Origin of the sequence: Micromonospora sp. NPDC049107 (assembly GCF_040648595.1) — a bacterium.
GTDB lineage: Bacteria > Actinomycetota > Actinomycetes > Mycobacteriales > Micromonosporaceae > Micromonospora.
In genome coordinates, this window is sequence record NZ_JBEZEC010000005.1 from 363,787 (window position 1) to 390,243 (window position 26,457).

The 26,457-nt window shown below is 70.1% G+C and carries 20 protein-coding genes; 9 read left to right on the forward strand and 11 right to left on the reverse strand.

What is annotated here, in order from left to right; genetic code table 11:
* Positions 1 to 44: 44 nt before the first annotated feature.
* Positions 45 to 1,523 (reverse strand): NCS2 family permease, encoded by a 1,479-nt coding sequence (locus AB0B55_RS15380; protein ID WP_357123907.1) that lies wholly within the window; start codon positions 1,521 to 1,523, stop codon positions 45 to 47.
* Positions 1,524 to 1,611: 88 nt separating this feature from the next.
* Here AB0B55_RS15380 and AB0B55_RS15385 point away from each other — a divergent pair, with 88 nt between their 5' ends.
* Positions 1,612 to 1,857: a DUF2530 domain-containing protein gene (locus tag AB0B55_RS15385; protein WP_357123904.1), complete on the forward strand. Its 246-nt coding sequence runs from the start codon at positions 1,612 to 1,614 to the stop codon at positions 1,855 to 1,857.
* A gap of 27 nt (positions 1,858 to 1,884) precedes the next feature.
* Here the strand turns inward: AB0B55_RS15385 and AB0B55_RS15390 are convergent, their stop codons facing one another.
* On the reverse strand, positions 1,885 to 2,724 hold the full coding sequence (locus AB0B55_RS15390; protein WP_357123901.1) for a DUF3027 domain-containing protein: 840 nt from the start codon (positions 2,722 to 2,724) through the stop codon (positions 1,885 to 1,887).
* Positions 2,725 to 2,813: 89 nt separating this feature from the next.
* On the opposite strand from AB0B55_RS15390, the gene AB0B55_RS15395 reads away from it, so the two are divergent.
* Positions 2,814 to 4,430 carry an MFS transporter gene (locus AB0B55_RS15395; RefSeq protein WP_357123898.1) on the forward strand — a complete coding sequence of 539 codons (1,617 nt, stop codon included), beginning with the start codon at positions 2,814 to 2,816 and terminating at the stop codon, positions 4,428 to 4,430.
* Positions 4,427 to 5,077: a futalosine hydrolase gene (locus tag AB0B55_RS15400; protein ID WP_357171978.1), complete on the forward strand. Its 651-nt coding sequence runs from the start codon at positions 4,427 to 4,429 to the stop codon at positions 5,075 to 5,077. The genes AB0B55_RS15395 and AB0B55_RS15400 overlap by 4 nt, the downstream gene beginning before the upstream one ends.
* Here the strand turns inward: AB0B55_RS15400 and AB0B55_RS15405 are convergent.
* Positions 5,040 to 5,930 (reverse strand): GNAT family N-acetyltransferase, encoded by an 891-nt coding sequence (locus AB0B55_RS15405; protein WP_357171979.1) that lies wholly within the window; start codon positions 5,928 to 5,930, stop codon positions 5,040 to 5,042. The genes AB0B55_RS15400 and AB0B55_RS15405 overlap by 38 nt on opposite strands.
* 688 nt (positions 5,931 to 6,618) lie before the next feature.
* Here AB0B55_RS15405 and AB0B55_RS15410 point away from each other — a divergent pair.
* Complete coding sequence (locus tag AB0B55_RS15410; RefSeq protein WP_355049197.1) at positions 6,619 to 7,449, forward strand: 1,4-dihydroxy-6-naphthoate synthase; 831 nt, start codon at positions 6,619 to 6,621, stop codon at positions 7,447 to 7,449.
* Here the strand turns inward: AB0B55_RS15410 and AB0B55_RS15415 are convergent.
* Both AB0B55_RS15415 and AB0B55_RS15420 read right to left on the reverse strand, forming a co-directional pair.
* Complete coding sequence (locus tag AB0B55_RS15415) at positions 7,410 to 7,796, reverse strand: cold shock domain-containing protein (RefSeq protein WP_088986676.1); 387 nt, start codon at positions 7,794 to 7,796, stop codon at positions 7,410 to 7,412. The two genes, AB0B55_RS15410 and AB0B55_RS15415, sit on opposite strands and share 40 nt — an antisense overlap.
* 27 nt (positions 7,797 to 7,823) lie before the next feature.
* Positions 7,824 to 8,447: an HAD family hydrolase gene (locus AB0B55_RS15420; RefSeq protein WP_357123888.1), complete on the reverse strand. Its 624-nt coding sequence runs from the start codon at positions 8,445 to 8,447 to the stop codon at positions 7,824 to 7,826.
* 84 nt (positions 8,448 to 8,531) lie between these two features.
* On the opposite strand from AB0B55_RS15420, the gene AB0B55_RS15425 reads away from it, so the two are divergent.
* The gene (locus AB0B55_RS15425) at positions 8,532 to 11,015 is read left to right on the forward strand and encodes a helicase-associated domain-containing protein (protein ID WP_357123885.1); all 2,484 of its coding nucleotides are present in this window, start codon (positions 8,532 to 8,534) and stop codon (positions 11,013 to 11,015) included.
* Positions 11,016 to 11,039: 24 nt separating this feature from the next.
* On the opposite strand, the gene AB0B55_RS15430 is transcribed toward AB0B55_RS15425, so the two are convergent.
* Positions 11,040 to 11,276, reverse strand: coding sequence for a hypothetical protein (locus AB0B55_RS15430; protein WP_357123881.1), 237 nt, complete (start codon positions 11,274 to 11,276; stop codon positions 11,040 to 11,042).
* Between the two features lie 97 nt (positions 11,277 to 11,373).
* Entirely contained in the window at positions 11,374 to 12,246 is an 873-nt protein-coding gene (locus tag AB0B55_RS15435; protein WP_357171980.1) for a L,D-transpeptidase family protein, read from the reverse strand.
* A 173-nt stretch (positions 12,247 to 12,419) separates the two neighbouring features.
* On the opposite strand from AB0B55_RS15435, the gene AB0B55_RS15440 reads away from it, so the two are divergent.
* On the forward strand, positions 12,420 to 14,099 hold the full coding sequence (locus AB0B55_RS15440; protein ID WP_357123874.1) for a DNA repair helicase XPB: 1,680 nt from the start codon (positions 12,420 to 12,422) through the stop codon (positions 14,097 to 14,099).
* Positions 14,100 to 14,197: 98 nt separating this feature from the next.
* Here the strand turns inward: AB0B55_RS15440 and AB0B55_RS15445 are convergent, their stop codons facing one another.
* The gene (locus AB0B55_RS15445) at positions 14,198 to 14,770 is read right to left on the reverse strand and encodes a TetR/AcrR family transcriptional regulator (RefSeq protein WP_357171981.1); all 573 of its coding nucleotides are present in this window, start codon (positions 14,768 to 14,770) and stop codon (positions 14,198 to 14,200) included.
* Between the two features lie 88 nt (positions 14,771 to 14,858).
* Here AB0B55_RS15445 and AB0B55_RS15450 point away from each other — a divergent pair, with 88 nt between their 5' ends.
* Positions 14,859 to 15,230 carry a DUF4267 domain-containing protein gene (locus tag AB0B55_RS15450; protein ID WP_355049204.1) on the forward strand — a complete coding sequence of 124 codons (372 nt, stop codon included), beginning with the start codon at positions 14,859 to 14,861 and terminating at the stop codon, positions 15,228 to 15,230.
* Positions 15,231 to 15,401: 171 nt separating this feature from the next.
* Here AB0B55_RS15450 and AB0B55_RS15455 read toward each other — a convergent pair whose 3' ends face one another.
* The 3 genes from AB0B55_RS15455 to AB0B55_RS15465 all read right to left on the reverse strand — a co-directional run bounded on the left by AB0B55_RS15455 (position 15,402) and on the right by AB0B55_RS15465 (position 22,273).
* Complete coding sequence (locus AB0B55_RS15455) at positions 15,402 to 16,094, reverse strand: hypothetical protein (protein WP_357171982.1); 693 nt, start codon at positions 16,092 to 16,094, stop codon at positions 15,402 to 15,404.
* A 386-nt stretch (positions 16,095 to 16,480) separates the two neighbouring features.
* Positions 16,481 to 21,466: a carbohydrate-binding protein gene (locus AB0B55_RS15460; RefSeq protein ID WP_357171983.1), complete on the reverse strand. Its 4,986-nt coding sequence runs from the start codon at positions 21,464 to 21,466 to the stop codon at positions 16,481 to 16,483.
* 93 nt (positions 21,467 to 21,559) lie between these two features.
* Positions 21,560 to 22,273, reverse strand: a complete 714-nt coding sequence (locus AB0B55_RS15465) for a hypothetical protein (protein WP_357171984.1) — start codon at positions 22,271 to 22,273, stop codon at positions 21,560 to 21,562.
* Positions 22,274 to 23,156: 883 nt separating this feature from the next.
* Between AB0B55_RS15465 and AB0B55_RS15470 the strand changes: the two genes are divergently transcribed.
* Complete coding sequence (locus AB0B55_RS15470) at positions 23,157 to 24,374, forward strand: DNA sulfur modification protein DndB (RefSeq protein WP_357171985.1); 1,218 nt, start codon at positions 23,157 to 23,159, stop codon at positions 24,372 to 24,374.
* Positions 24,375 to 24,724: 350 nt separating this feature from the next.
* The gene (locus AB0B55_RS15475) at positions 24,725 to 26,053 is read left to right on the forward strand and encodes a hypothetical protein (protein ID WP_357171986.1); all 1,329 of its coding nucleotides are present in this window, start codon (positions 24,725 to 24,727) and stop codon (positions 26,051 to 26,053) included.
* Positions 26,054 to 26,457 lie beyond the last annotated feature (404 nt).

Sequence of the window (26,457 nt, forward strand, 5' to 3'; positions counted from 1 at the left end):
CCGGGCGGGGAGTCACCATCGACTCCCCGCCCGGACGACACCTGTCAGAGCACCAGCGACTCGATGGGCCCGCGCAGGAAGTACAGCACGAAGAGGGCGGCCACCCCGTACAGCAGCGGGTGGATCTCCCGGGCCTTGCCCCGGGCCAGCTTGACCACCACGAAGGTGATCAGACCAGCACCGATCCCGTTCGAGATCGAGTAGGTGAACGGCATCAGCACGATGGTGAGGAACGCGGGAATCGCGATCTCGTAGTCCGACCAGTCGATCGTCCGTACCGCGGTCATCATCAGGAAACCGACCACCACCAGCGCCGTCGAGGCCGCCTCGAACGGCACGATCACCACCAGCGGCGCCAGGAACATCGCCAGCAGGAAGAGGGCGCCGGTGACCAGGTTGGCCACGCCGGTCCGGGCACCTTCCGCGACACCGGCCGCGCTCTCGATGTACGACGTGTTGCTCGACGTGCTGGCCGCACCGCCGGCCGCCGCCGCGATCGAGTCGACCAGCAGGATCTCCTTGGCCCTCGGCGGGGTGCCCTGCTCGTCCAGCAGGCCACCCTCCTGGCCGACCGCCACCATCGTGCCCATGGTGTCGAAGAAGTCCGTGATGAGCAGCGTGAAGATGAACATCAGCACGACGACCCAGCCGGCCCGACCCCACGAGTCGAGCACGTTGAACTTGCCGAGCAGCGACAGGTCCGGCACGTCGACAACCGTCTTGGGCAACTCCGGCACGTTCAGCGCCCAGCCCTTCGGATTGGGCTTGCCGTCGACGAACGACGGGCCGATGTTGCCGATCGCCTCCACGATCACCGCCAGCACGGTGGACGCGAGGATGCCGATCAGGATCGCGCCGCGGACCCGGCGCACCACGAGCACCAGCGTGAGCAGCAGGCCCACCACGAAGACGAGCAGTGGCCAGCTCAACAGCTTGCCGCCGACGCCCAGGCCGACCGGAACTGTGGTGTTGGCGGCGTCCGGGAGCCGCCGGACGAAGCCGGCGTCCACCAGACCGATGATGGTCAGGAAGAGGCCGATGCCGACGCCGATCGCCGTCTTCATCTGCGTGGGCACCGACCGGAACACCGCGGTACGCAGACCGGTCAGCACCAGCAGCGCGATGATCACACCCTCGATCACCACGAGGCCCATCGCGTCGGCCCAGGTCATCTCGGGAGCGATCTCGTACGCCACCAGGGCGTTGACGCCCAGACCGGCGGCGAGCGCCAGCGGGAACCGGCCGACGACACCCATCAGGATGGTCATCAGGCCGGCGACCAGCGCCGTCGCGGCGGCCAGCGCCGGAATCGGGAGAGTCTTGTTGTCACCGTCGACCGCGCCGCCCAGGATCAGCGGGTTGAGCACGACGATGTACGCCATCGTGAAGAAGGTCGCCAGGCCACCTCGTACCTCACGACTCAACGTTGAGCCGCGGGCGGAGATCTCAAAGAACCGGTCGAAGCCGTTACGCGGTTGAGCGGGGTTGGGAGGTGTGTCGTTCTCGGGCGGCGCTACTGCCATGAGGACCTCACAGGTGATCTTCCGGTTGTCGCGCGCATCGTCCCAGATCGCTGGCGGGCAGGGGAAGTGCATCGCGTACGCTTGCCCGATGCCGAACGACCAGCCACCGCGCCCCGCGCCGCTGGACCCGCCGATGGTGCCGTTCGCCGTCGCCGGCCTGATCGCGTGGGCGGTCGTCGGACTGGTGCTGCTGGTGTTCTTCCGGGGCTGGCTGACCGAGCACCATCACGAGAACTGGCTCTGGACCTGCCTGGCCGGTTTCCTGTGGGGCTTCCCCGGGCTCGCCGTCATGCTGCGGCACGACGCCAACCGACGCCGCCGCCGGGCGATCTGAACGCGCCGGCCCGCGCCGGAGCGCCGCTCAGGGGTGCCCGTACGGCTCCGCCGGCTCCCCCGCCTCGACCGAACCCGGCGCACGGCTGACCGACATGGCCTCCACGGCGCTGTCGTCGTACACCGTTGGTAGGTCCTCGACCGCGGTCTCGGCGGCCTCGATCAGCGTCTCGGAGTGCGCGCCGCAACCATGGTCGGCGCTGACCACCCGACCGTCGTCGGGTGCGTAGAAGTTGCCGCACGCGCCGAACGCCGCCCGCATCGCCCCGGCCAACGGGAGGTAGAAGCCACAGGTGCCGCAGCGGGCGGCGGCCGGCGCGGCCGTGGAGATGGCGGCCGTCGGGCCGTGGTCGCCGTCGTACCAGCGCTGCGCCGCGTCGGCCCGACCCTCCCGGGAGAGCACCCGGGCCCGACCGAGACCCAGCTCCCAGGCCGTCTCCTCGACCGCCGGGTCGTCGGAGAGCAGGTAGCCGGGGACCAGCCGCTCATCCTCCGGAGCGGTCGGCAGCAGATCACCCGGGCCGAGGTCACCGGGCTTGAGCCGCTCCTGCCAGGGCAGCCAGCCGGGCGCGAGCAGCGCGTCCGGACCGGGCAGCAGCACCGTCTCGCAGATGGTCACCGTACGGCTGCGCGGGACGCGGGTCACGGTGACCGCCCACCGCCAACCGCGGTAGCCGGCGAGGCGACACTCGAAGTAGTGGGTGACCAGCCGATCGCCCTCGGACACGACCTGCAGGTGGTCGCCGACGTCGTCGGCGTCCACCTCGGTGATGCCGGCACGGGCCACCTCGACGGCGGCGGCGCAGACCTGGTCGAGACGGGCGGCACGGGTGGAGGCGGGCCTGGTCACCAGACCATTGTTCCCCATGCTCCCCGCAGGGGTGACAGGGACTCCCGGGGAACCTTTCGCCGCGACTGATGCGGCACACCTGCGTCGGATGGGCGAGGATGGTGCACATGCCGCCGTACTCCCACTCCGGGCGTTCCCTCCTCGGGCGGACCGTCGGCACCGGCATTCGGGCCATCCGTCTGCTCCTGCGCGGCTCGGTGGGCAGCGGCCGCTGGGTGACCCGCCGGGCCGGTCATGCCCGCGCGCGGGGCGCCGGCGGCGAGGTCGGCATGGTCCGGCTGTTCGACCTGCACGCGCTCTCCTGCGCGGGTGACACCCTGATCGCGATCGGCCTGGCCGGGACGATCTTCTTCAACGTGCCGCTGGGTGAGGCCCGCAGCAAGGTCGCGCTCTACCTGCTGGTGACCATGGTGCCGTTCGCGATGCTCGCGCCCGTGGTGGGGCCGCTGCTGGACCACTTCCGGCACGGCCGGCGGTACGCGCTGGCCGCCACCATGCTCGGCCGGGCGTTCCTGGCCTGGCTGATCTCGGACTACATCCACGGCTTCGGGCTCTATCCGGCCGCGTTCGGTGTGCTGGCGCTGTCGCGCGCCTACGGCGTGGCCCGCTCGGCGGCGGTACCCCGGCTGTTGCCGGAAGGGCTGGGCCTCTCCCAGGTGGGTGCCCGGGCCAGCGTGTACGGCACGGTGGCGGGCGCGCTGGTGGCCCCGATCGGGTTGGCCGCCTTCTGGTTCGGGCCGCAGTGGCCGCTGCGGGTCGCGTCGGTGATCTTCCTGATCGGCATGGTGATCTCGCTGCGGCTGCCCCCGAAGGCGGACTCGGAGCCACCCGAGCGCGTCCCTCGCGCGCTACGCGCCCTGGGCCGCCGCGCGGACCGGCCGCTGGGCCGGGGTCGGCCCGCCGGACGGCTGGTGATCGCCACCCTGATCGGCGCCGCAACCCTGCGGGCCGTGTACGGCTTTCTGCTGCTCTTCCTCGCGTTCGCCATCAAGAAGGGCGATCTGACCACCGGGGTGTTCGGGCGGGACCTGGGCGCGGAGTGGGCGCTGGGGCTGATCGGCGGCGCCCTGGCCGTCGGCAGCTTCCTGGCGACCGCGGTCGGCACCCGGTTGCGTATCCACCGGCCGACCGCCATCCAGTCCAGCAGCATGATCATCGTGGCGGGGGTGGGGGTACTCGCCGTCATCCAGTTCTCGCTGTTGATGGTGGCCCTGCTCTGCCTGGTCACCGCGCTGGTCAGCGGAGTGGCCAAACTCGCCGTGGACGCCTCGATTCAGGAGCGCATCCCGGAGCGGCTGCGGGCCAGCTCCTTCGCCCACTCCGAGACGGTGCTCATGCTCGCCTTCGTCGCCGGTGGCGGGCTCGGGCTGGTGCCGTTCGCCGGCCGGACCGGCATCGCGGTCGCCGCCGGGGTGGGCATCGTGGCCGCCGTCCGGGGAGTGCTGGTCGCCGCTCGGCTACGCACCGAGAAGCTGGCCGGCCGGCCGCTGGGTGACGACGAACTGGCCGAGGACGAGCCCGAGGTTGTCGCGCCCCAGACCGTCGCGCCCGAGACCGTCGCACCGACCTCGCCGGCGCCACCTCAGGCCACGTCGCAGCGGCAGGACGAAGCGGGGCTCGCGCCGCCGGGCTACCACATCTACCGGCCCTCTTCGTCGGTCGGCGGCCCGGGTGGGGGCGCGGACGACGAGACCCGCCGCGAGTCCCCCGGCTCGCTCTCGTGAGCGGTCTGCTGGTGGTGACCGCGGTGCCGGCCGAGGCGGACGCCGTACAGGCCGGGCTGACCGCCACCAACGTGACCGTCGCCCCGGTCGGGGTGGGCCCGGCCGTCGCGGGTGCCGCCACCGCGCGGCTGCTGACCCTGGCCGAGGCGGCCGGTCGGCCGTACCGTGCGGTGGTCAGTGCCGGCGTGGCCGGCGGCTTCACCGGGCGCGCAGCGGTCGGCGACACCGTGCTCGGCACCGCGAGCATCGCGGCCGACCTGGGCGCCGACTCACCGGACGGCTTCATCGGCATCGAGGATCTGGGCATGCCACCCGCGCTGCTCGGGGGCGGCAGCATCGTCCCTGCACACCCGGCGTTACTGGCAACGCTGCGAGCCGCCCTACCCATGGCCACGATCGGCCCGGTGCTCACGGTCAGCACCGTCACCGGCACCGCCGCCGGCACCGAGGAGCTACGCCGGCGGCATCCGGAGGCGGTGGCCGAGGCCATGGAGGGGTACGGGGTAGCCGTCGCCGCCGCCCAGGCCGGAGTGCCCTTCGCCGAGCTGCGCACCATCTCCAACCCGATCGGCCCGCGCGACCGCGACGCCTGGCGGCTGCGCGAGGCCCTCACCGCGCTGACGAAGGCGGCTGCGGCACTGGGCTGACCCCGGGCGCGCCTCGGACGTCGAGCATCAGCGCCGACGGTCTGCTCGCTCGAAGTTCGAATCCGCAGGCGAGGAGAAAATCGACGTTGCCGAACTCGGCGACCGCGTGGGCGGCACGAAGGCCGGCCCGCGCCATCTCCTTGGCCAACAGCTCGACCAGCCGCCGTCCGATACCGAGAAACCGCAGGTCCGGAGCGACGACAACACCCTCGAGCACCACCTCACGCCGGTCGTCCAGTTCGTCGCCGAGGAGGAGGTCGACACTCCGTTCATGAGCCCGCAGCTCGCCGACCGGTCCCGCTCCGGGCAGCTCGGCGACGAACCGCCAAGAGGTGGCCGGCACGTCTTCGCCCGTACGCCGGAGAGTCACCCGTGCGCGGGCCTCCTGCCGCCACCGCCGCCGGTCCCGCCGAGCCCGGTCGAGGTCGTAGGTCAGCTCCGGCACGCGCAGAGGCCACGATCTCTGCGGAAGAGTGTACGAATGCGCCCACCACGCGCCCGGCCAGTCCTTGAGGGTCCGTACCCGGCGGACATCGAGGTGCGCCGGGTACCGACGGTCGGCCTCGTCCCGTGGCTCGTCGACAGGCATGCCCAGCGGCACGCCGCCCGAATCGGCGAACTTGTCGAGCGGCGGTTCGTCGTGCAGCCGGATCGCCAGCTCGCTCCCTGCCGCTCCGACGAGCCGCGCCACCGTGCGAAACGCCGGCTCGCCGCCCCGCCCCGCCTCGATCCGGGCCAGTGTGCTCTTCGGGACCCCGGACCGATCGGCCAACTCCCGTTGGCTCAGATCTGCACGTCGACGAAGATCGCGCAGCACCGCCCCCACGTCGATCGCATCCCCGCTGATCCCCACCCGTCCATGGTTTTCCGCACGGCGAGCGTCGTCAACAGCGCGCCCTACGCCTGTGGATAACCATGTGGACAACGCGCTTGGGCTGTGGGTATCCCTGTGGTGGTCGGCCCCTGTCGAGCTGCCCCAGAAGTGGGGCGCGCCCGATCGCCCGAAGGGCGGTACACCCCGGATCGCCCCCGCCCACCACCACGACCACCCGGATCCACTGACCACCGCGACCACCGAACGCCCCCACCGCCACGGCCACAGCGCGCACAGGCAGGGCACCCGCACGAGCGGCACAGGCACGGCACAGGCACCGCACGAGCACTGGCACCGCACGAGCACGGGCACGGGCGGGCACGCCATAGGCATCAAACATCGCCACGACCCGCCGCCGCTGGCGCGATTGCGCCCCACATCTGGAGCAGCTCGACAGGGACCGACCTAACCACCCGCCACCACAGCCAGCAGTGCCCCTCGCCCTACATCCGGGGCAGCTCGACAGGGACCGACCTAACCACCCGCCACCACCGCCATCAGTGCCCCTCGCCCCACATCCGGGGCAGCTCGACACCGAGCGACGTGACCTCTCGCACCTGGACGGGGGCACCGGAGGGGCAGGAGTCGGCGCCGGTCTGGTTTGTCGCGGATCACCAGGCACGGGGTCGCACCGACCGGCCGCGCGGGCGGGGCTAACGTGAAGGGCGTGGCGCTCTCCCTGGCGATCTCGCCCTGCCCCAACGACACGTTCGTGTTCGACGCCCTGGTGCACGGGCGGGTGCCCGGCGCACCGCCGGTCGAGGTGACCTACGCCGACGTCGACGTCACCAACACGGCGGCCGAGCGGGGCGCGTTCGACCTGGTGAAGGTGAGCTACGCGGCGCTGCCGTGGCTGCTCGACGACTACCACCTGCTGCCCTGCGGTGGCGCGCTCGGTCGCGGGTGCGGGCCGCTGGTGCTCACCCGGGGCGACCGCGCCGACCTGACCGGCGCCACGGTGGCCGTGCCGGGCGACCGGACCACGGCGTACCTGCTGTTCCGGCTCTGGTCAGCCGGACGGCCGCCAGCTCGGATCGAGGTGGTTCCGTTCCACGAGATCATGCCGGGCGTCGCGGCCGGCCGCTACGACGCGGGCCTGGTCATCCACGAGGCCCGCTTCACCTACCACCGGCACGGCCTGACCGCGCTCGTCGACCTCGGCGAGTGGTGGGAGGCCGACACGGGCCTGCCCATTCCCCTCGGCGCGATCCTGGCCCGTCGCGGCGCGGTCGACCCGGAGGCCGCCGCCGGCTGGATCCGCGAGTCCGTCCGGCAGGCCTGGGCGGACCCGACGGTCAGCCGGGAGTACGTCCTCGCGCATGCCCAGGAAATGGAACTCGACGTGGTGGACCGGCACATCGGCCTCTACGTCAACGAGTTCACGGCCGACCTGGGTGAGGCCGGCTTCGCCGCGGTGACGGCGCTCCTCGACCGCGCCGCCACCGCCGGGCTGGTGCCTCAGACCTCCAGCTCGCGCGCGACCGCGTGGACCAGCTGAGCGATCTTCTGCGCGGTCTTCTTGTCCGGGTACCGGCCCCGACGCAGGTCCGGCTGGACCTTCGCCTCCAGCACCTTGATCATGTCTTCGACGAGGCCGTGCAGCTCCTCGGCCGGCCGGCGCCGCAGCTCCGCCATCGACGGCGGCGCGTCCAGCAGTTTCACGCCCATGGCCTGGGCGCCACGGCGGCTGTCCACCACGCTGAAGTCGACCCGCTGACCACCCTTGAGGTCGGTGACGCCCGCCGGCAACGCGCCCTTGGGCAGGAACACGTCACCGCCCTCGTCACTGGTGACGAAGCCGTATCCCTTGGCCGTGTCGTACCACTTCACTCGACCCGTAGGCACCTGAAAACCCCTGCTTCACTTGAGCCGCTACTGCTCCAAGGCTAGCTGGATCATGCCGTCGAGCGCCGCTGGGAATCCGGTGAGATCGTCCAGCACGACGCTCGCCCCCGCCGCACGCAGCTCATCCGGGGAACACGGGCCCGTCGCCACGGCGATTCCGGGCACGCCGGCAACCCCCGCCGCCACCATGTCCGCCACGTGATCGCCCACGTAGTGGGTCGCGCCGTGCTCCCGCAGGGCGGTCGCCTTCTGCTCGGCGAACAGGTCACCGGCGAGCTCGTCCACCACCAGGCCGAGGTGGTCCAGGTGCAGCCGGGCCAACCGGGCGATCTTGGAGGTGACGACGAGCACCCTTCCGCCCCGGGCACGGATCGCGTCGATGGCCTCCCGCGCGCCGGGCATCGGGACCGTCGGGGTGATCGCGTACGCCGGGTACAGCTCGCGGTACAGCAGGACGGCCGATTCGACCTGCTCCGGTGGGAACCAGTGCGCGATCTCGGTGCGCAGCGGCGGGCCGAGGCGGGACACCGCCAGGTCGGCGTCCACCGGAACGCCCGTCCTCGCGGTCAGCGCCCGGTAGGCCGCGGCGATGCCGGGGCGGGAGTCCACCAGGGTCATGTCGAGGTCGAATCCGACGGTCGGTGCAGACATGCCGAGAAACCTACTCGCCGACGCACAGCCGGCCGTACGTCCGAGGGGCGCGACCGGCCCACCCCGGGCTAGCGTGGAAAGACGATGACCACCTCACTCGCCGACCATCTGCGGTCGCTGCCCGACGAGTCCCTGGCCGCACTCCTGCAACTGCGGCCGGACCTCGTCGTGCCCGTGCCGGCCGACATCTCCGCTCTGGCCATCCGCGCCCAGTCCCGGGTCTCGGTGGCCCGCGCGCTGGACGGGCTGGACCAGTTCACCCTGCTGATCCTGGACGCCGGCCGGCTCACCCGGCACCCGGACGAGGGCACGACCGCCATCGACACGATTCTCGCCATGGCGACCGCTGGGCCGCACCCACCGGCGCCGACCGCGGTCCGGGCCGCCGTGGGCCGGCTGAGGGCGCTGTTCCTGCTGTACGGCCCCGAGCACGCCATGTACGTGGCGGCCGCCGTCGACGAGGTCTCCCCGTACCCCGCTGGACTTGGTCGGCCCGCCGCGGACCTGGACGTTCGCGCGGCCGCCCTCTGCGCGGACCCGGCGAAACTGCGCCGGACGCTGCTCGCGGCGCCCCCGTCGGCCCGGGCGATCCTGGACCGGCTGGCGGCCGGGCCGCCGGTCGGTAGCGTGCCCCCGGGCGCGTTGCAGGCACCGGCGATCGGCGCGCAGGACGCCGTCCTCGCCGACCCGATCAACGGCGGCGCGCCCACCGGCTCACCGGTGCGCTGGCTGGTCGACAATCGGCTGCTGGTGACCGTCTCGGCCGGCTCGGGGACGGCTGGCGGCACCGTCGAGCTGCCCCGCGAGGTCGGCCTCCTGCTGCGGCGCGACAGCGGTCCGCTCGGGCCGTTGCAGACCAGCCCGCCGTCGGTGGCTGCCGCTCCCCGCGAGCCCAAGATGGTCGACTCGGCCGGCGCCGGGCAGACCATGGAGGTGGTCCGGCACACCGAAGGACTGCTGGAACAGCTCGCCGCCGAACCCGCCCCGGTGCTGCGGTCGGGTGGCATCGGCGTCCGCGACCTGCGCCGGCTGGCCCGCACCGCCGGCCTGGACGAGCCGACCACCGCGCTGCTGCTCGAGGTGGCGTACGCGGCGGGGCTCGCCGGTGAGATGGAGCTGCCCGGTGCGACCACCGGTCGGTACGGGGCGGACCAGCAGGTGCTGCCGACCGGCGGGTACGAGGTGTGGCGGGCCGGATCACTGGCCCAACGGTGGGAGCACCTGGCCCGCGCCTGGATGACCATGACCCGGCAGGTGGGGTTGGTCGGGCGGCGTGACGACCGGGACCGGCCGATCACCGCGCTCTCGGCGGAGGCCGAGCGGGCCGGTGCGCCGGCGACCCGCCGGGCGGTGCTCGGGGTGCTCGCCGACCTGGAGCCGGCGACCGCGCCCACCCCGGAGGAGTTGCAGGCCCTGCTGGACTGGCGGACGCCACGGCGCAGCCGAGGTCGGGAGGCCGCCCACCGGGAGGTGCTGGCCGAGGCGGCGCAGCTCGGTATGACCGGGCTGGGGGCGCTCACCTCGTACGGACGGTTGTTGCTGGGCGAGCTGACGTCGACCGACGAATCCGGCGGCGACCCGCTGGGGTTGCACGCGGACACCGAGAGTGGCGATCCGTCCGGTGCGGCGCGGGCGTTGGACGCGCTGCTGCCCGCCCCGGTCGACCACTTCCTGGTGCAGGCCGACCTGACCGTGGTGGTGCCCGGCCCGCCCGAGCCGGCGCTCGCCGCCGAGTTGGAGGCGACGACGGAACTCGAGTCGGCCGGCGGGGCGAGTGTGCACCGGGTCACCACGGCGAGCGTCCGGCGGGCGTTGGACGCCGGTTACACGGCCGACGACCTGCACGAGTTGTTCCGTCGCCGGTCGCGTACCCCGGTGCCGCAGGGGCTCAGCTACCTGGTGGACGACGTGGCCCGTAAGCACGGCGGGCTGCGGGCCGGCTCGGCCGGGGCGTACCTGCGCAGCGACGACGAGGCGCTCCTCACCGAGGTGCTGGCCGACCGGCGGCTGGAGTCGCTGACGCTGCGTCGGTTGGCGCCGACGGTGTTGACCACCCCGTACCAGGTCAGCCGGATGCTCACCGCGCTGCGGGAGGCGGGCTACGCGCCGGTGCAGGAGGACGGCATGGGCAGCACGATGCTGATTCGGCCACGGGTCCGGCGCGCTCCGGCGCGGGTAGGGGTGACCACCAGGACGCTGGACCCGCTGGTTACCCCGAAGCTGCCGATGCCCCGGCTGCTCGGGGTGGTGGAGCACATCCGGCGGGGTGATGCGGCGGCGCGGGCGGCCCGTCGCGCCCCGGCGGTGGTCCGGGGTGGGGCGGCGGGGCTGGGCGGTGGCCCGGTGCCGGCGCACACGCACAGCGAGGCGCTCGCCGTGCTCCAGCAGGCGGTCCGGGACCGGGCGCTGGTCTGGGTCGGGTATGTGGACGCCCACGGGGCGACCGCGTCGCGGCTGGTGAAGCCGGTCTCGATCGGGGCGGGCTACCTGCGCGCCGAGGACGAGCGGACCGAAATGCTGCACACCTTCGCGCTGCACCGGATCACCGCGGCGGTGCTGGCGGACTGATCGGCTCCGTTCTCCCGTGGTCGCTCAGCGGCGGCTGCGTCGTACGGTGCCGACCACCGAGATGAGCAGCAGGAGGGCGAAGCCGGCCCCGGCCGACTCGCCGACCGAGTCGACGAAGCCCTGTTGGAGCACCAGCCACCCGAAGAGGAACCACCCGAAGAGCAGCGCCGCCGCGAAGGCGTACGCGAACACCGTCGCGCGGGACACCTCGTCGGGCGGCGCCTGCTCGTACTGCGCGACCACTTCACGGTCGACCGTCATACCCAGCCTCCCCGCCCGATCCGGCCCTGGACTCCCAGCGTGACACTCCGGTGACCGGTCCGACAGGGGATAAAACCCGGAAAGGAGGGCGTGTCGCTCAGGTGCCGGGGCGGCGACCGATCAGCACCACGCGGGTGCCGACCTTGCCCAGCTCCCACATCCGGACCGCGTCGGCGTGCAGAAGGTTGACGCAGCCGTGCGAGCCGATCGACTTGTCGTGCAGGTAGGTGGTGGTCTCGTGGAAGCCCATGCCCTGGGTGAAGTGCTGCCAGTACGGCAGCCACACCTCGTACGGGTCGGACCACTCCTTCGGGTTACGGAAGTTGACCGTGTACGTGCCGGAAGGGGTGCGGAAGCCGGACATTCCGGTGCGGGTCACGGTCGGCGCCATGACCACCTTGCCGCCCCGCATCGCCCAGACGGTCTGCCGGGTCAGGTCCACGCAGAACGTGGTGCCCGCGCCGGCCTGGCAGCGGGTCGTGTCGGTGGTGGCGAGGCGCTGGGCCACGTCGAGGGTGGTCGGTCCGGCGCGACCCTCAACGGGGCGAATGCCGTACCTCTGCTGGAACTTCTTGATGGCGGCGCAGTCGGCGGCGGACTGCCGCCCGTCGACGGTGACGGCCCCGAACCCGCCGAGGCGGGCGAGGTACGTCTCCACCGCGCGCTGGTGCTGGCCCTGTGGGCAGCCGGCGGCGGTCGGCGCGCCGGTGCTCGGAGTCGACGCCGCGCGGGTCGGCTTCGGCGTGGGTTTTCGAGAGGGTTTCGGGGCGGACGACGGTGTGGTGGGCCGGCCGTGCTGGGCCGGCCCGGACGTGCCGCTCGCCCCCGATGCCTGCTCCGCCGCACCGACCGGAGCGGCTCCCCCGCCACCACTCCCGCCGGACCGCGGATCGAACGTGCACGCGCCGGCACCGACCAGCACGACCACCACCAGGGCAAACAGCCGAGAAGTGTGCCGGACACGCCGCATGGCACCTCCCCTGGACAGTTGTCCCTTTCCTAGACGTTCGTAAGTGCCGTCCTGGTTGCATCCGGTGAGCATCTTTCTTGGGACGTTTCCCGTCGTGCAACACTGGATGGTCGGCCAGCGGCGGGTGTGCGACCGCGGCGGTCCCGACGGCCAACCGAGGAGAGGACGCTGGCGTGAGTGGTGGACCCCTGATCGTGCAGTCGGACAAGACGCTGCTGCTGGAGATCGACCACCCCGACGCGCAGGCCTGCCGGATGGCGATCGCGCCCTTCGCCGAGTTGGAGCGGTCTCCGGAGCACGTGCACACGTACCGGCTGACCCCGCTCGGGTTGTGGAACGCCCGCGCGGCGGGGCACGACGCCGAGGGCGTGGTCGACTCGCTGATCAAGTACTCGCGCTACCCGGTGCCACACGCGCTGCTGGTGGACGTGGCCGAGACGATGGACCGGTACGGCCGGCTCCAACTCGCCAACGATCCCGCGTACGGGCTGGTGCTGCGGGCGCTGGACCGGCTGGTGCTGATCGAGGTGGCGAAGAGCAAGAAGCTCGCCGGCATGCTCGGCGACAAGATCGACGACGACACGATCCGGGTGCACCCGTCCGAGCGGGGCCGGCTCAAGCAGGCGCTGCTCAAGCTGGGCTGGCCGGCGGAGGACCTGGCCGGTTACGTGGACGGCGAGGCGCACCCGATCGAGCTGGCCGAGGCCGGCAAGGACGGGCGCAAGCCGTGGACGCTGCGGTCGTACCAGCGGGAGGCCGTCGAGGCGTTCTGGGCCGGCGGGTCGGGCGTGGTCGTGTTGCCCTGTGGGGCCGGCAAGACCCTGGTCGGCGCGGCGGCGATGGCCGAGGCGAAGGCGACGACGCTGATCCTGGTCACCAACACCGTCGCCGGCCGGCAGTGGAAGCGCGAGCTGATCGCCCGCACGTCGCTGACCGAGGAGGAGATCGGCGAGTACTCGGGCGAGCGCAAGGAGATCCGCCCGGTCACCATCGCCACGTACCAGGTGCTCACCTCCCGAAAGGGGGGCGTGTTCACCCACCTGGACCTGTTCGGCGCCCGCGACTGGGGCCTGGTCGTCTACGACGAGGTGCACCTGCTGCCCGCGCCGATCTTCCGCTTCACGGCGGACCTCCAGGCCCGCCGCCGGCTGGGCCTGACTGCCACTCTGGTACGCGAGGACGGCCGCGAGGGCGACGTGTTCAGCCTGATCGGGCCGAAGCGGTACGACGCGCCGTGGAAGGACATCGAGTCGCAGGGCTGGATCGCCCCGGCCGAGTGCGTCGAGGTCCGGGTGACGCTGACCGACGCGGAGCGGATGTCGTACGCGACGGCGGAGGCCGAGGAGCGCTACCGGATGGCGGCGACCGCGCGCACCAAGCTGCCCGTGGTCAAGGCCCTCGTTGACCGGCACCCGAACGACCAGGTGCTGGTGATCGGCGCGTACATCGACCAGTTGCACCAGATCGGCGAGTACCTGGACGCGCCGATCGTGCAGGGCTCCACCACCAACAAGGAGCGCGAGCGGCTGTTCGACGCGTTCCGCACCGGCGAGCTACGCACGTTGGTGATCTCCAAGGTCGGCAACTTCTCCATCGACCTGCCCGAGGCGGCGGTGGCGATCCAGGTGTCCGGCACGTTCGGGTCACGGCAGGAGGAGGCCCAGCGGTTGGGTCGGGTGCTGCGTCCGAAGGCCGACGGCCGGCAGGCGCACTTCTACACGGTCGTCTCCCGGGACACGATCGACACCGAGTACGCGGCACACCGGCAGCGCTTCCTCGCCGAGCAGGGGTACGCGTACACGATCGTCGACGCCGACGACGTCCTCGGCCCGTCCCTACCGTCCTTCGACTGACCTGCGTTTTTGCTTTGTCGGCTTGATCGACTCGGTTTCCTGGAGGCCGGGGTGTCCCGAGCGCCCGGACACCCCGCCTTCCTGGAACCCGGCCTCGGTCAGCGGGAGAAGCGGTCGACCAGCGCTGCCAGCCGGCGGTCGTGGCCTTCGCGGCGGAGGCGGGCGCTGCGCATGAGCGTGACCAGACCGTGCAGGCCGCTCCAGAACGTCTCGGTGAGAATCTCCAGGTCGGCGTCGCCGGCGAACGGCCGTACCGTCTCGGCCAGTTCGGCGAAACCCCGGGCGAGATCGGTCGGGACGTCCGAGCTGGCGAACGGCAGGTCCACGGCGAGGGTGAACATCGCGTCGTAGAGGGCGGGTCGCTGGTCGGCGAACGCGACGTACGCCGCAGCGACGTCGGCGACCGCCTGCCGTGGGTCGGCCGCGGCCGCACGGGCGGTCACCAGCGCGGTCGCCAGTTCAGCGAAGCCCTCGACGGCGACCGCCGCCATGATGGCGTCCTTGCCCTTGAAGTGGCTGTAGAGGACGGGCTGGCTGTACTCGATCTCGGCGGCCAGCCGCCTGGTCGTCACCGCGTCCCAGCCTTCGGCCAGGGCTAACTCCCGGGCGGCGGCGACGATGGCGCGTTCCCGTTCCGCCCGCTCGCGCTCCCGGCGCGTCTGAGTCGACATGACAGCAATGCTAGCACCGCTAGCGAATCTGTCCGCGCTCTGCTAGCGTCGCTCTTATACCTAGCAGCGCTAGCAATTGGAGCGGATCATGTTGTCACCCCTGGCCTACGGGCTCGCCGTCGTACTCAGTCTCTTCGTCCTCTTCATCGGCGCACGGTTCCTGCTGGTGCCGCGGGCCGCAGCCGCCGGGTACGGCGTACCGGTGCGGCCGGACGGCGATATCGCCTACCTGACGGTCAAAGGGCTCAAGGACGTCACCTTCGGGCTGCTCGGCCTCGCCCTGATCGCCTTCACCACCGCCGACGCGGTCGCGTGGTACATGCTGATCGTCGCGCTCGTCCCCCTGGGCGACACCCTCATCGTGCTGCGCAACGGCGGAACGAAGGCCGTGGCCTTCGGCATCCACTTCGCGACGGCCGTAGTGGTCCTCCTAAACGCCGCCCTCCTCTTCGCCCTGTAACCCCCAGGGCTCGCCCTCAGGCTGGCCCTGTTGATCAAGAGGTTCGCGTCAAATTCCGCCCGATCGGTGACGCGAACCTCTTGATCACCGGGCTGGCCGGGGACCGGCGGGGGCCGGCGGGGGCCGGCGGGGGCCGGCAGGGTCGGGGTGGGGGTGGGGGTGGGGGTGGGGTTAGGGGGTGGGGGGTGGGCAGCGGTCGGGGAGGGTCACCTCGCCGGGGTGGTGGTCGAAGGTGTCGAGCGTGAACCACTCGTCCAGCTCGGGGTCGAAGAGGTTCTGCAGGCCGAACTGGAGCACCTGCCACCACCGGCTCGGGTCGCGCTGGTCGACGTAGATGTCGCCGAGCGCCAGCGGGAACCGGAAGAACTCCCCCGGCACGGTCGAGCCGCCAACCACTCCCACCCGCCAGTGATCCACGTGCCGGTCGTCCGCACCCTGCAGGATCTCCGGCCCGACATAGCGGGACGTCTTCAGCTTGTCGTTGAAGATCTGCCGGTTGAAGAACCCCGGCACCTTGCTGCACGGGCGCGGCGGAAACAGCGGGATGTTCGGCCACTTGTAGGTGAGCGTGTAGAGCGTGTTCTCGTAGATCAGGTTCGTGAACCAGATGGGGTGCTCGGGGCCGCCGGCGACCATCTGACTGTTGCCGTCGCGGCCCTGCCAGCTGAACGGCACGTCGATGCCGAGGTCGCGCACGACGTACCGGCCGGTGCCCCGGAAGTCGGCCGGGAGCAGCGGTGGGCGCGGCTCGCGCGGCACGGGGACCACGTCACCGTCCGCCCGGGCCGCGCGCGGCGGCGCGGCGGCCGGGCCGGGCGCGACCACGCCGAGGGCCAACAGCGCGCCGGCCACCGCCGCAACCACAACCCGAGGTGTACGCCTCGACGCCATCAGCCCTCCGTCAGTGTCGACAGTGGCCGACGCCCCGCCCGCGCCCGCCTCCGGCGAAGCGTAGGGGCAGGGCAAACGTGAGAACGGGCGGAACGGATGGCCTCCACCGGACGGGTGACGCACCCTGCGGCCCTGATCGGGACGCTGGCGAACCAGCTCCGCCGGCTCCGACCCGACGTCAGCGAGAACTGCTCCTCCCGGTGAGCGAGGCGCCCCGGGCCTTGGTCAACTCGTGGTCCAGGAAGGCGGGGTGTCGGGGCGCTCGGGACACCCCGGCTTCCAGGAACCCGAGTCGATCAACGCGCACGCCGGCCCGGGACCAGCAATCGGTCCCGGGCCGGTGTTCACGCGAACCCTGCCTACTTGATCAGCTTCCAGGGGCCGTTCGGGTCGCCCGGCTCCTGGCCGCGCGTCCACCATTTCGCCTCGTAGACGTGGCCCTTGAAGGACACCCGGTCGCCGGCCGTGTACACCTTGGTCAGCGTCCAGGCGGCCGGGCTGTTGTCCGGCGGGGTCGGGGCGATCTCCTCCCAGGACCCGTTGCGGTCACCCGGCTTCTGGTTGCGGGTGTACCACTGGGCCCGCCACTTCCTACCGTCGTACATGGCGAACTCGCCCGAGTTGAAGATCCGCGACGCGGTCCAGATCGCGGTGCCGTCCTCGGTCATGGCGATTTCCTGCCACGCGCCGTTGGCGTCGGCGCCCGGCTTCTGGTTCTTCGTGTACCAGGAGGCCCGGAAGACCCGACCCTGGTAGGTCACCCGGTCGCCGTCGTTGTAGACCGTCGACGAACTCCACTGCGCCGGCAGGTTCACCGTCAGGGTGGCGGTGGCCTCGACCGCGGTCAGGTGGTCGTCACCCGGGTACGACGCGGTCAGCGCGTGCTGGCCGCCGGCCAACCCCACCGGCAGGGTGAACGTCGCCGTGCCGTTGGTCAGCGTGGCCGAGCCGCGCACGGTCGTACCCTCGCGCAACTCCACCGCGCCGGTGACCGGCGTGCTGCCGGCCGCGACCTTGACGGTCACCGTCGCCGCTGTGCCCCAGGCGGTCGGGGTGGTGGTGACGGTCATCGTCGGGACCCGCTTGGCGGTCGTGAACACCGCCGGCTGGGCCACCGCCTCGCCGCCGTCGGCGCTCTTCGCCGACACGATCCAGCCGTACGAGGTGCCCGGCAGGAGCTTGTCCCACGTCGTCGTGGCCACGTCGTTCGAGGTCACCTCGTCGGTGCCGATCGTACCGGCCGGCACGTACGCGGCGAGCGAGTCGGTGGTGAACGACGTCTTGCGGGTGGTGAGGTCCACCGGCAGGGTCAGGTTGTCCTCCGCGCCGTTGTAGCGCGGCTTGGGCTGACTGCCGTCCTGGCGGATGTCGTACTCGGTCGCCCCGAAGTTCTTCAGGAACGGCGAGTACGTGTCGATGTGCATCTCGGCCCGGTCCACGTCGAACTGCAGCAGCCGCAGGAAGCTCGCGCCGAACTGCAACCGGTCGGTGGCCTTGTGGTCCGGCGTGCCGTCGCCGTTCACGTCGATGGTGCCGTCGGCGGCGACCTGGTTCGGCCACAGCTCGGCGGCGGCGACCGTATAGAACTGGTAGTCGGCCAGCAGTTCGACGACGTCGTGGCTGACCGTCACCCCGATCTTCGACTTCAGGTTGGTGCCGACGCCATGCTCGTGCCCGGCGAGTACCAGGAACACGTTCGGGTTGGCCTCGACGACCTGCTTGAACAGCGGCGAGCCGTCCGGGGCGGAGAAGTCCGCGCCGCGACCGTCGGGGTTGGCCGACGGCTTCAGGTAGTCGTGCGAGAGCAGGATCCCGTTGCGGTCCTTGTACCGCTTGAAGATCGAGTCAGCCCACTTGGCCTCGGCCGGCGTGACGCCGTACGACAGGCCGACCGCCACGAAGTCCAGGCCACCGGCGGAGAACAGCAGGTAGTTGTTCTGGTTGTCCTTACCCGGCGTGACCGAGCCGTCGGCGTTCGTCCGCTCGTCCCAGGCGTGGTACTCGGTGCCCTTCGGCCAGGCCTTCGCCGTCCCGTAGTACCGGTCGGCGCTGAAGGTGCGGCTGAACCGGGAGTCGGGGCCGGTCTCGGCGCCCAACTGGTCGTCGTGGTTGCCCGCGATGACCTGGTTGACGACGCCGTTGTCGTCGAGGATCTTCTGGAAGCCCGAGGCGGTCGCGAGTTCCTTCTGCACCTGCTCGTGCAGACCGGGCCGCTTCAGCGAGCCGTCCGGGTTCTTCGCCAGCGGGTCGTAGTAGTCGTTCTCGATGACGTCACCGGTGTGTGCCGCGTACGCGATCTTGCGGCTGTCCGCGTTGTCGGCGATCCACTGCATCTGGTCGCGGTACGCGGCCGACCAGATCGCCTGCTCCTCGGCGGTCTCGACGTCCGAGGGCTCGGCGTTGCCGTCGAAGTCGTCGTACGTGCCGCCGGCCGCGCCCTCGGTGACGTACTGGGTGTCGGTGAAGTGCGCCAACGAGAAGTCGTACGACGCGGGGTCCTCGAAGCGGTCCTTGTCGTTCTGCGCCGTCGCGTCGCGCGGCGACAGGTCGTCGGCGAACGGGTCCTCGCCGGTGACCAGCACGTGCACGACACCGCCGTCGCGGTAGCCCGCCTCGACCGGCGCGGTCAGGACGGTGTCCTGCCCGGCCTTCCCCCGCGAACTGGTGAGCACGACCCACTTTCCGGTGGCCGGGTTCCAGGCCCGCAGCGCCACGATCCGCGCCGGGTCGATGCTGCCCGACCAGCGCAGCGTCGGCTCCTGCTTGGTGGCGCCCAGCGGCAGGTCGTACCGCTGGAAGACCACCCCACGGCTGGACGGGCTGTCGATGGTCGAACCGTCGAGCGGACGCAGCGAGGTGACGTCCACGCTCCGGTCATGCTGGACGTCGAGCGTGGTCGGCACGTCGGCCGCCTCGCCCTGGTAACCCTTGGTCGGCAGGACGACGTCGGCCTTGGTGAAGGTCGCGGTCAGCCCGACACCCTCGGTGCCGGGAATCCGGGCGGACAGCTCCGCCGAGAGCGGGTCGGTGTTCTTGATCGTGGCGTTCAGCTCGGTCGGTACGTCCGGGATGCTCGCGCTGCTGAAGCGCACCTCGCGGGTCGCGGTGTTGCCGAGCGCGTCGGTCGCCGTCATCGCGATGGTGTGTTCGCCGGCCGGCAGGCCGTGACCGATCTGGTCGCCCTGCTTGACGGCCGCGCCGTCGAGCGTGATGACCGGCGTGCCGACCACCCCGCTGGCGTCCTTGACGCTGACGTCGAGCGCCACCGTCGACGTCAGCCGCTGGCCGGCTGCCGGAACGCTGCTCGCGATCTCCGGGGCGGTGTTGTCGGTGGTGAACCGCCGCGTCGAGGTCTTGTCGCCGACGACCGCCTTGATGGTGTGGGCGCCGTCCGCGATCGTCGCGGTGTCCACGTCGGCGCGCTTGCCCAGCGCCGGCAGCGCCGAGCCGTCCTGGGCGGTGACGTCGAACAGCACCATCGTGGTGAGGACGCCGTTGAAGCTGCTGCCGCAGGTGCCATCACCGAGGTACGTGGTCACGGGCGAGCCGGCCGGGTAGGTGGCCGAGCCGATGGTGACCGTGGTCTGCGCGACCGAGCGGGTCAGCTGAGTGGCCTTCGCGCCGCTGGGCAGGAGTTCGAAGTCCCGCAGGGTGAAGTCGTCGTAGTTGTCGCAGCCGGCCGGCTTGGCGCTGCCGTGGTCGCTGCCCGCCACGAGCTCCAGGGCGTTGACGCCCGGCACCAGCCACTCGTTCGGGAAGGCGAGGTCGGCGACCTCCTTCTCCCACATCCCGATCTCCAGCGGGATGCCGTTGACCAGCACCTTGTTGTCGTACCCGTTGTCGCTGCCGTTGCCACCGACGAACATCTTCAGGTGCGCGTCGCCGGCGGCGGCGAGGGTGTCGACGGTGCGCGTCGTCGGCGCGTCCGCGACGGTGAAGTGGAACTCGGCGTCCTTGTTCGCGCCGCAGGTGCCGTCGCCCAGCGCCAGGGACGCGGCGGTCGTCTCCGCCTTCGTCACGGTCGTGCCGCTGGTGGTGACCAGGTACGTGGTGCCGGCCGTCACCGTGCCCGCCGTGCTCAGCGTGAGGCTGGTGGCCTCCCGGGTGAGCTTGAAGTCGTCGTGGTTGGCGCAGGTAGCACCGTTGAGCGTGCCGTTGTAGTCGCCGGTGCGCACCTGTACGACGTTGTCGCCGAGGTGCAGGAACCGGTTCGGGAACGCCAGCTTCACGGCCTCCGCGCCGAGCGCGCCGTAGTCGCCGCCGAGGTCGATGCGGTGGCCGTTGACCAGCGCGTAGTTCTGGTAACGGGCCTCGATCGAGTTGCCGGCCTCGACCGAGAGGCCGAGGGTGGCGGTGCCGGCGGCCAGCATCTCCGCGTTCTCGGCCGGCTTGTCGTCGATCGCGAGCGACTCGACGCTGTCCTTGCCGGCGGACGCGAGCGCGGCGATGACCGGCTGCGTTCCCCGTACGCGGGCACCGTCACCGGGGGTGACCACCGCCGCGCCGGCCGGGGCGTTGTTGACGTCGACCGTGACGCTCGTCTTCGCGCCCGACAGGCTCGTCGCGCTGACGGTGTGCGTACCGTTGGTGAGCTTCGTGGTGTCCAGGTCGGTACGCAGGCCGGACGTGCTGCCCGGTTCGCCGGAGATGACGAAGGTGAGGTCCTGGTTGAGCAGCTTCGCCGAACTGCCGCAGGTGCCGTCGCCGAAGTTGTAGCTGAACAGGTTCTGCTCGCCGTCGGCGACCACGCCGAGGAGGCTGAGGCTGATGCTGCTCAGCGCGTAGTCGTCATAGTTGGGGCAGCGGCCACCCTCACCGTTCGGCAGTTCCTGGTAGCCGACGGCCGTCTTCGTGGTGGTGTCGACCCAGTTCGCACCGGCGTGGACCGAGACGGTGTTCGCGCCCGGCTTCAACCAGTCGCCCGGGAAGTCGAGCGTTCCGACCCGCCCACCAGGGACGTCCGGGAAGTAGACCCGGTCGGCCTCGGCCGTGTGCCCGTTGACGGTCAGGTAGTTGCGGTAGCGGGCCTCGGTGCCGTTGCCGCCCATCTCGAACGCGAAGTGGGCGGTGCCGGCGGTCTTCTCGGCGCTGATCTTGTCGCCGTCGACGGCGAGCATGGTCACCGAGTCGTTCTCGGTGACCGGCTCGACGACGACGGGCACCTTGCCCTCGACGTTCTGCCCGTCGCTCAGGTTGATCAGCGGCGTAGTGGCGCTGGCCGGCACGGCCTCCGCTCCGGCCAACGCCGGATGCAGGGTCGTCGCCGGTCCGGCGATGAGGACGAGCGCCATCGCGGACAGCAGTCCGCGTGTTCGCTTCCGGCGCGCACGTTGGTCGTGCGTCATGGCGGGGTTTCTCCTTTGTTGGGTGCGAAGAACCGCCGACGCCGTGATGCCGGCTGCGGCGGGCAGAGGGGGCCGCCCTGATGGCGGCCGGTCTCAGGACGACGGTCGGACGCGGGTGATCCGTCGACGACGTACCTGGCGTCGCAGCAACGACCCGACGGCCCCGAGCAGCAGCAGCGGACCGACGCTCATGACGAGCCGCCGGGTGGTGCTTTGGGCGTGGCCCGTCCGGCCGGTGGCAGCCGCTGGCGGTGGCGCGTCGCCGAGCAGCCAGTCGTGGGAGTACTCGTCGGTGCCGTACACCTGGCGTTTGCCCTTGGGGCCGGTCGCGACCGTGCGGTACGCGGGGTCGAGGTCGCTCAGCATCCGGATCTCGATGCGGGCGACGCCGAGCGGGCCGGGGCAGGTGTAGTTGACGTCCACACCAGAGTCGCTCGCCTTTCCGACGGCTCCGGCGCACACATGCCCGTCGCTGCTGACGGTCATCTGCTTGAGCAGGTAGTTCGCGAACAGCGGTGAGGAGGCGAGGATTGTCGCGTCCGTGTCCCGGGTGTCGACCGCGCCGTCGAGCAGGACGCGGTCCTGCGGCAACAGGCCGAGGTGGACGCCGAGCACTGTCAACTCGTCGACGCCGCCGGGCTTCCACGTCAGGTGCACCACGTCGGGGCGGGCCGCGTCCGCCGCAACGGTGACGGTCTGCGGATAGCCGTACGGGTGGGCATCAGCGGGGACCGCCAGGGCGAGCAGGGTGAGGGTGAACGCCGCCGAGATCACGACACGGCGGGGCCACCGAGCGGTTGCGGGCATGCCAGCGCTCCGGTCTACAGGTGCTGTGGCACGCCGGTGGGCGCGGCCGTTCAGTGACCCTGCCGGCCGTTGGCGAACTCACCAGGCGAGCTTGATGAGAAACGGGCGCAGCGGGGGTGAACAGTTAGTTGATCAACTGTGCCTTTCGGGGCACGCCACGGGATAGCCGGCCGCTCAGGCGACGCTGAGCTTCCGGGATGGGTTCCCGCTAACGCCTCTAGGCAAGGATTGACCCCCGTCGGGGGGATGCGGTCTCAAGTTGTCGGCTGCTGCCAGCGGGTGGCGGCCCACCTCGGCGAACAGGTGGCAAGCGTCGTTGGCTCACGTCTGGGGTCGACCCGCACCGATGCTCGCGCTGCCTTCTTGCTGCCTCGCTGCCGGACGCCTCGCTTGCAAGCTCTGTGCAGCTCGTCCGCCGTCGGCCGCCGCGTCCGCGACCTCGGGCGGCTGATCGCAGCCGATGCCCGACCGCTGTCCTCGTCCAGGCCGGTTGTTGTCAACGCTGCTGTCAACGGGGTAGGCGGCACGCAAACTTTCGAGGTCAGCGACCCGGTGTCCAGCTACAACCACCTGCATCAAACGGCATAGCGCTACACGTGCTCCGGCTCCGGCCCGACCCTCGGCGGACAACCTCGCACGCAGATGAACGAGACCATAAACGAGAGTGCCGAGCACACCTGACTCCTGGCAGCGACGTGTCAAGGCGGCGTCGCCCCCCTGCAGCCTTCCGAGTCGCGCCCCGCATCGCGGCGATCGCGCGCCTCTCCGTGGCAGCATGCGCGTGGATCACCTCCTTACGTGCCCTTGTGCGCGTAAGACGTGCATGAGTATGGTGTGGACTGTCCGGCGCCCGCCGAACCGCACTCAGAAGCGAGGCAGAACAATGGCCAGTCCACTGACAGCCACCACGGAGCACACCGATCTCAACGTCGCATCCGCTGCGGCAAACTTCGAAGCGACCGCAGTCGGCGGCCGCGTCTTCCCGTGCGTGGTCTTCAAGCAGGGAAGCCGGACCATGGTCTCGACCAGCTTTCCCTACTCCTTCATCGCCCGGAACGTGGTGACGAACTCGGCGCCCAAGGGCGAGAGCCCGCGAGAGAGCCAGAATCGGCCGCTGATGCCGGACCACGCCAAGTCCATCAAGGAGTACGTGGTCGCCAACGCGTCCGACTACATCCTGCCGCCGGTCACTCTCGCGGTGACCGAGCACCCCTCGCTACACGTGGTTGGCGCCCCCGGCGCTGCCATCCGTATGGGCTTCATGGTTGTGGATGACACGGTGCCGTTCACCGTGACCGACGGGCAACACCGCATCGCAGGCTTGGTCGGCTACCCCTCCGGCCGCTCCACGGCGCCCGGCGCACTGGACGCGGTGCCGGGGTTGAGCAAGGACGGCATGGCGGTTCTCATCGTGATCGAAACGGACAGGATCCGGATCCAGCAGGACTTCGCCGACGCCGCTCAAACCAAGCAGATCCCGCCTAGCCTGCTGGCTGTCTACAACACCCGCGAGCCGGTCAACCGAGTGCTCAGCCAAATCACAACGAAAGCCCGACTCTTCAAGGGTCGGATCGACGAGAGCTCAAAGACACTGCCCAAGGCGTCGCAGCACGTCTTCCTACTCAACCAGGTTCGCGGCTTCGTCAAGGAGATGCTGTTCGGAGACTACGCAATGAGCGAGGACTCCCTTACCAAGCAGACCGCGCAGCGCCTCGCCACCGGCGACAAGCAGGAGGAGTTCATCAACGACACCCTAACGATGCTTGAGGTCCTCACCGAGCGCATGGAGCCGTGGTCGACCATCGCCAGGATTCAGCCGGGCACTGGCGTAGCCAATCAGATTCCCGACTTCCGAGCTACCTACATCAACATGACCGCGACCGGCCTCAACATCATCGGCCGGATGGGCTACGAGATCGGCAAGGAACCGTCAGCGGAAGTGCGCCGTGACCGCTACGCTGCGCTCGCAGCCAAGATCGACTGGCGTCGTGACGCTCCCATTTGGAAGGGCACGATCATCTCGGCCGAGAACAAGATTGCCACGCAGCGCGGCCCGGTCAACGCTGCCGCCGCTCGGGTCCGCGAGGCCCTCGGCTTCTGATCCTTACATCCCGATGGGCTATGGATGTCAAGCTCCGCCGCAGTCTCGCTGGGCGGAGCTTGACCACTTCGTCCCGAAGAAACCACTAGCCGGCTGTGAGCTGCACTAGCAGCAGGGTGAGCTGTCCGAGTAGTCCGCAGAGGTCCACCGAGGTCCAGCGTCGCTCGCGCCCGTCGTCACCCAGTTGGTCACCCAGCCCAAGTGTCAGACGTTGAAGCGGAACTTGAAGACTCTGGCCACCGGGCTGCCTGAGGCGGTCACACGGAGGAGTCCACCTAGAGGGTGGCGCACGGGCAATATCATCGATTCCCTCCCTCCTTAGGTCCAGCAAGAGGAAAGAAGGATCCGCAATGGCAAATCGTGGCACGGGAGAGCACTGGCTATACGACCTGATTGACGAGCTGGAGATAAATGAAGGGAATCTAAAAGCTCGACTTCAGTCCAAGGCTTTCAGGGAGAGACTGTTTGACTCGCTGGGAAAAGGTGACAAATTCGATCCCTCTCAGGTGCCACTCACGGGAGCGTTGGTTGCGGGAATCGGTCTAGATCTGGCCTCTTGGGCCACCTGCACGGATTTCAAATGTCGGAATAAGACTTCGGATCGCGAATTTCCCCAAGTGCTTCACTACTTCGATTGGGTAGTCATGGAAGGGCCCTCTCGCTCTCGATACAGAGACTGGGTGTTGGACACCAAGCGTCGGGGAAACCCGCATCCGTTAATCGAGTCAATTGAAGACGACATTAAGGTGATGCTTCATCTCCGAAAAACAGGGCTGGCTAACTACATTCGCTTCACAAAGAAAGTCGACTGCTACTGCCCTGAACACATGAAACAGAAGGCAGATGAACTGGGCCTAGGCTTCCTGGCCGAGGATGACTATCTAACGGGTATCGCGAAGGAATTTAGCAGAGCGGGCCGGGTGAGCGTTATCCAGACTGGACCGCGTAGGTGGCGCGGAAAAGTTTGGTCCTCACAGTTTTCTGAGGCGCTGACCTTGCCATACGACCGAAAAACTAGGCCAAAGAAAGTAGACGTGGCTCGGGATGTCTTGGGGCCTCACATGCACGAGACATTGCATAACGCGGTCACTGCAAAGGAACTAGGCGCGCCGCTCTCCTCTCTTGGCGATGACGAGTTTTTCGTACCTTCCGCCTCTGCGGGGGCGAATGCCTTCACGGTTGATGACGTTGCGCTGAGGGTCAGGATCCCCGTACTACTCGGGCTCAACACGGAGCAGTTTATCAAACTTCGGGAAGAGGAGTACGACCACTTCATCAGCTTCCGTAAACTTCTGCGCCAGGCAATTGAGGAGACTGTGTCGCAGGCTCAGGCTGAGTCACCAGAGACCGCAGCTGATAAGGTGTGGCGGAATTCGATCCAGCCGCAAGTGGTAGATCTGGAACGAAAAATTTCTGCCAGTAATCGATCTTTGGTCCGGAAGCTGGTTACAGGGGTCAGTTTCGGTGCAACCTCGGCGGGAGTCGGTTCTCTGCTAGGGGCTGTCAGTGCAAGCCTTGGGACCCCTCTCGGTGCAGCCCTTGGCGCGGCTGCCGGGACAGTGGCGCTTCTACCCACTGCGCTACCGCTCGTCACGAAACACTTCGAGGAGCGACAGCAGTTCGAGACCGATGGGGCCTATTTTGTGTGGAAGGCCCAAAAAGCCGGGGGTCATTCCTAGAGCTGATCGAGCGGCAATATCTCAGCCATCCCGTCTGCCGTCGACCCGCCCACATCGGGAGCGGGCCGCCGCCCAGCCCGCCACGTCAAGACGGCCCTGACGCACGGTCGGACGCTGGCGGGTCGGGCGGTGGTCTGCTCGGCTTGCCCGTGTCGACGGTGGGCGGGATGGCTCCCACCGCCATCACCCACGGACAGCAAGCCGCCGACGGACCCCCGCCATCCTGGAGCCGGAGCGCCCCTGCCGGAGGCGTAGTAACCGCAACCCCGCCATCCGCCCGGCAGCCGCCGAGAGACCGGTGTGCGGCCCCCCTACGCCGCGCGGTGCTCGCCGCGCGGCACGGCCGACTGCCGGCCCACCAGCTCACCGGAAACGGCCTGTCGTCATCCGGCGGCCCATCGGGC

Bases quoted from the DNA above. Each gene is read 5' to 3' on its own strand.
- AB0B55_RS15380 (WP_357123907.1), bottom strand. From the start codon at position 1,523: ATGGCAGTAGCGCCGCCCGAGAACGACACACCTCCCAACCCCGCTCAA.
- AB0B55_RS15385 (WP_357123904.1), top strand. From the start codon at position 1,612: ATGCCGAACGACCAGCCACCGCGCCCCGCGCCGCTGGACCCGCCGATG.
- AB0B55_RS15390 (WP_357123901.1), bottom strand. From the start codon at position 2,724: ATGGGGAACAATGGTCTGGTGACCAGGCCCGCCTCCACCCGTGCCGCC.
- AB0B55_RS15395 (WP_357123898.1), top strand. From the start codon at position 2,814: ATGCCGCCGTACTCCCACTCCGGGCGTTCCCTCCTCGGGCGGACCGTC.
- AB0B55_RS15420 (WP_357123888.1), bottom strand. From the start codon at position 8,447: ATGTCTGCACCGACCGTCGGATTCGACCTCGACATGACCCTGGTGGAC.
- AB0B55_RS15425 (WP_357123885.1), top strand. From the start codon at position 8,532: ATGACCACCTCACTCGCCGACCATCTGCGGTCGCTGCCCGACGAGTCC.
- AB0B55_RS15430 (WP_357123881.1), bottom strand. From the start codon at position 11,276: ATGACGGTCGACCGTGAAGTGGTCGCGCAGTACGAGCAGGCGCCGCCC.
- AB0B55_RS15435 (WP_357171980.1), bottom strand. From the start codon at position 12,246: ATGCGGCGTGTCCGGCACACTTCTCGGCTGTTTGCCCTGGTGGTGGTC.
- AB0B55_RS15445 (WP_357171981.1), bottom strand. From the start codon at position 14,770: ATGTCGACTCAGACGCGCCGGGAGCGCGAGCGGGCGGAACGGGAACGC.
- AB0B55_RS15450 (WP_355049204.1), top strand. From the start codon at position 14,859: ATGTTGTCACCCCTGGCCTACGGGCTCGCCGTCGTACTCAGTCTCTTC.
- AB0B55_RS15460 (WP_357171983.1), bottom strand. From the start codon at position 21,466: ATGACGCACGACCAACGTGCGCGCCGGAAGCGAACACGCGGACTGCTG.
- AB0B55_RS15465 (WP_357171984.1), bottom strand. From the start codon at position 22,273: ATGCCCGCAACCGCTCGGTGGCCCCGCCGTGTCGTGATCTCGGCGGCG.
- AB0B55_RS15470 (WP_357171985.1), top strand. From the start codon at position 23,157: ATGGCCAGTCCACTGACAGCCACCACGGAGCACACCGATCTCAACGTC.
- AB0B55_RS15475 (WP_357171986.1), top strand. From the start codon at position 24,725: ATGGCAAATCGTGGCACGGGAGAGCACTGGCTATACGACCTGATTGAC.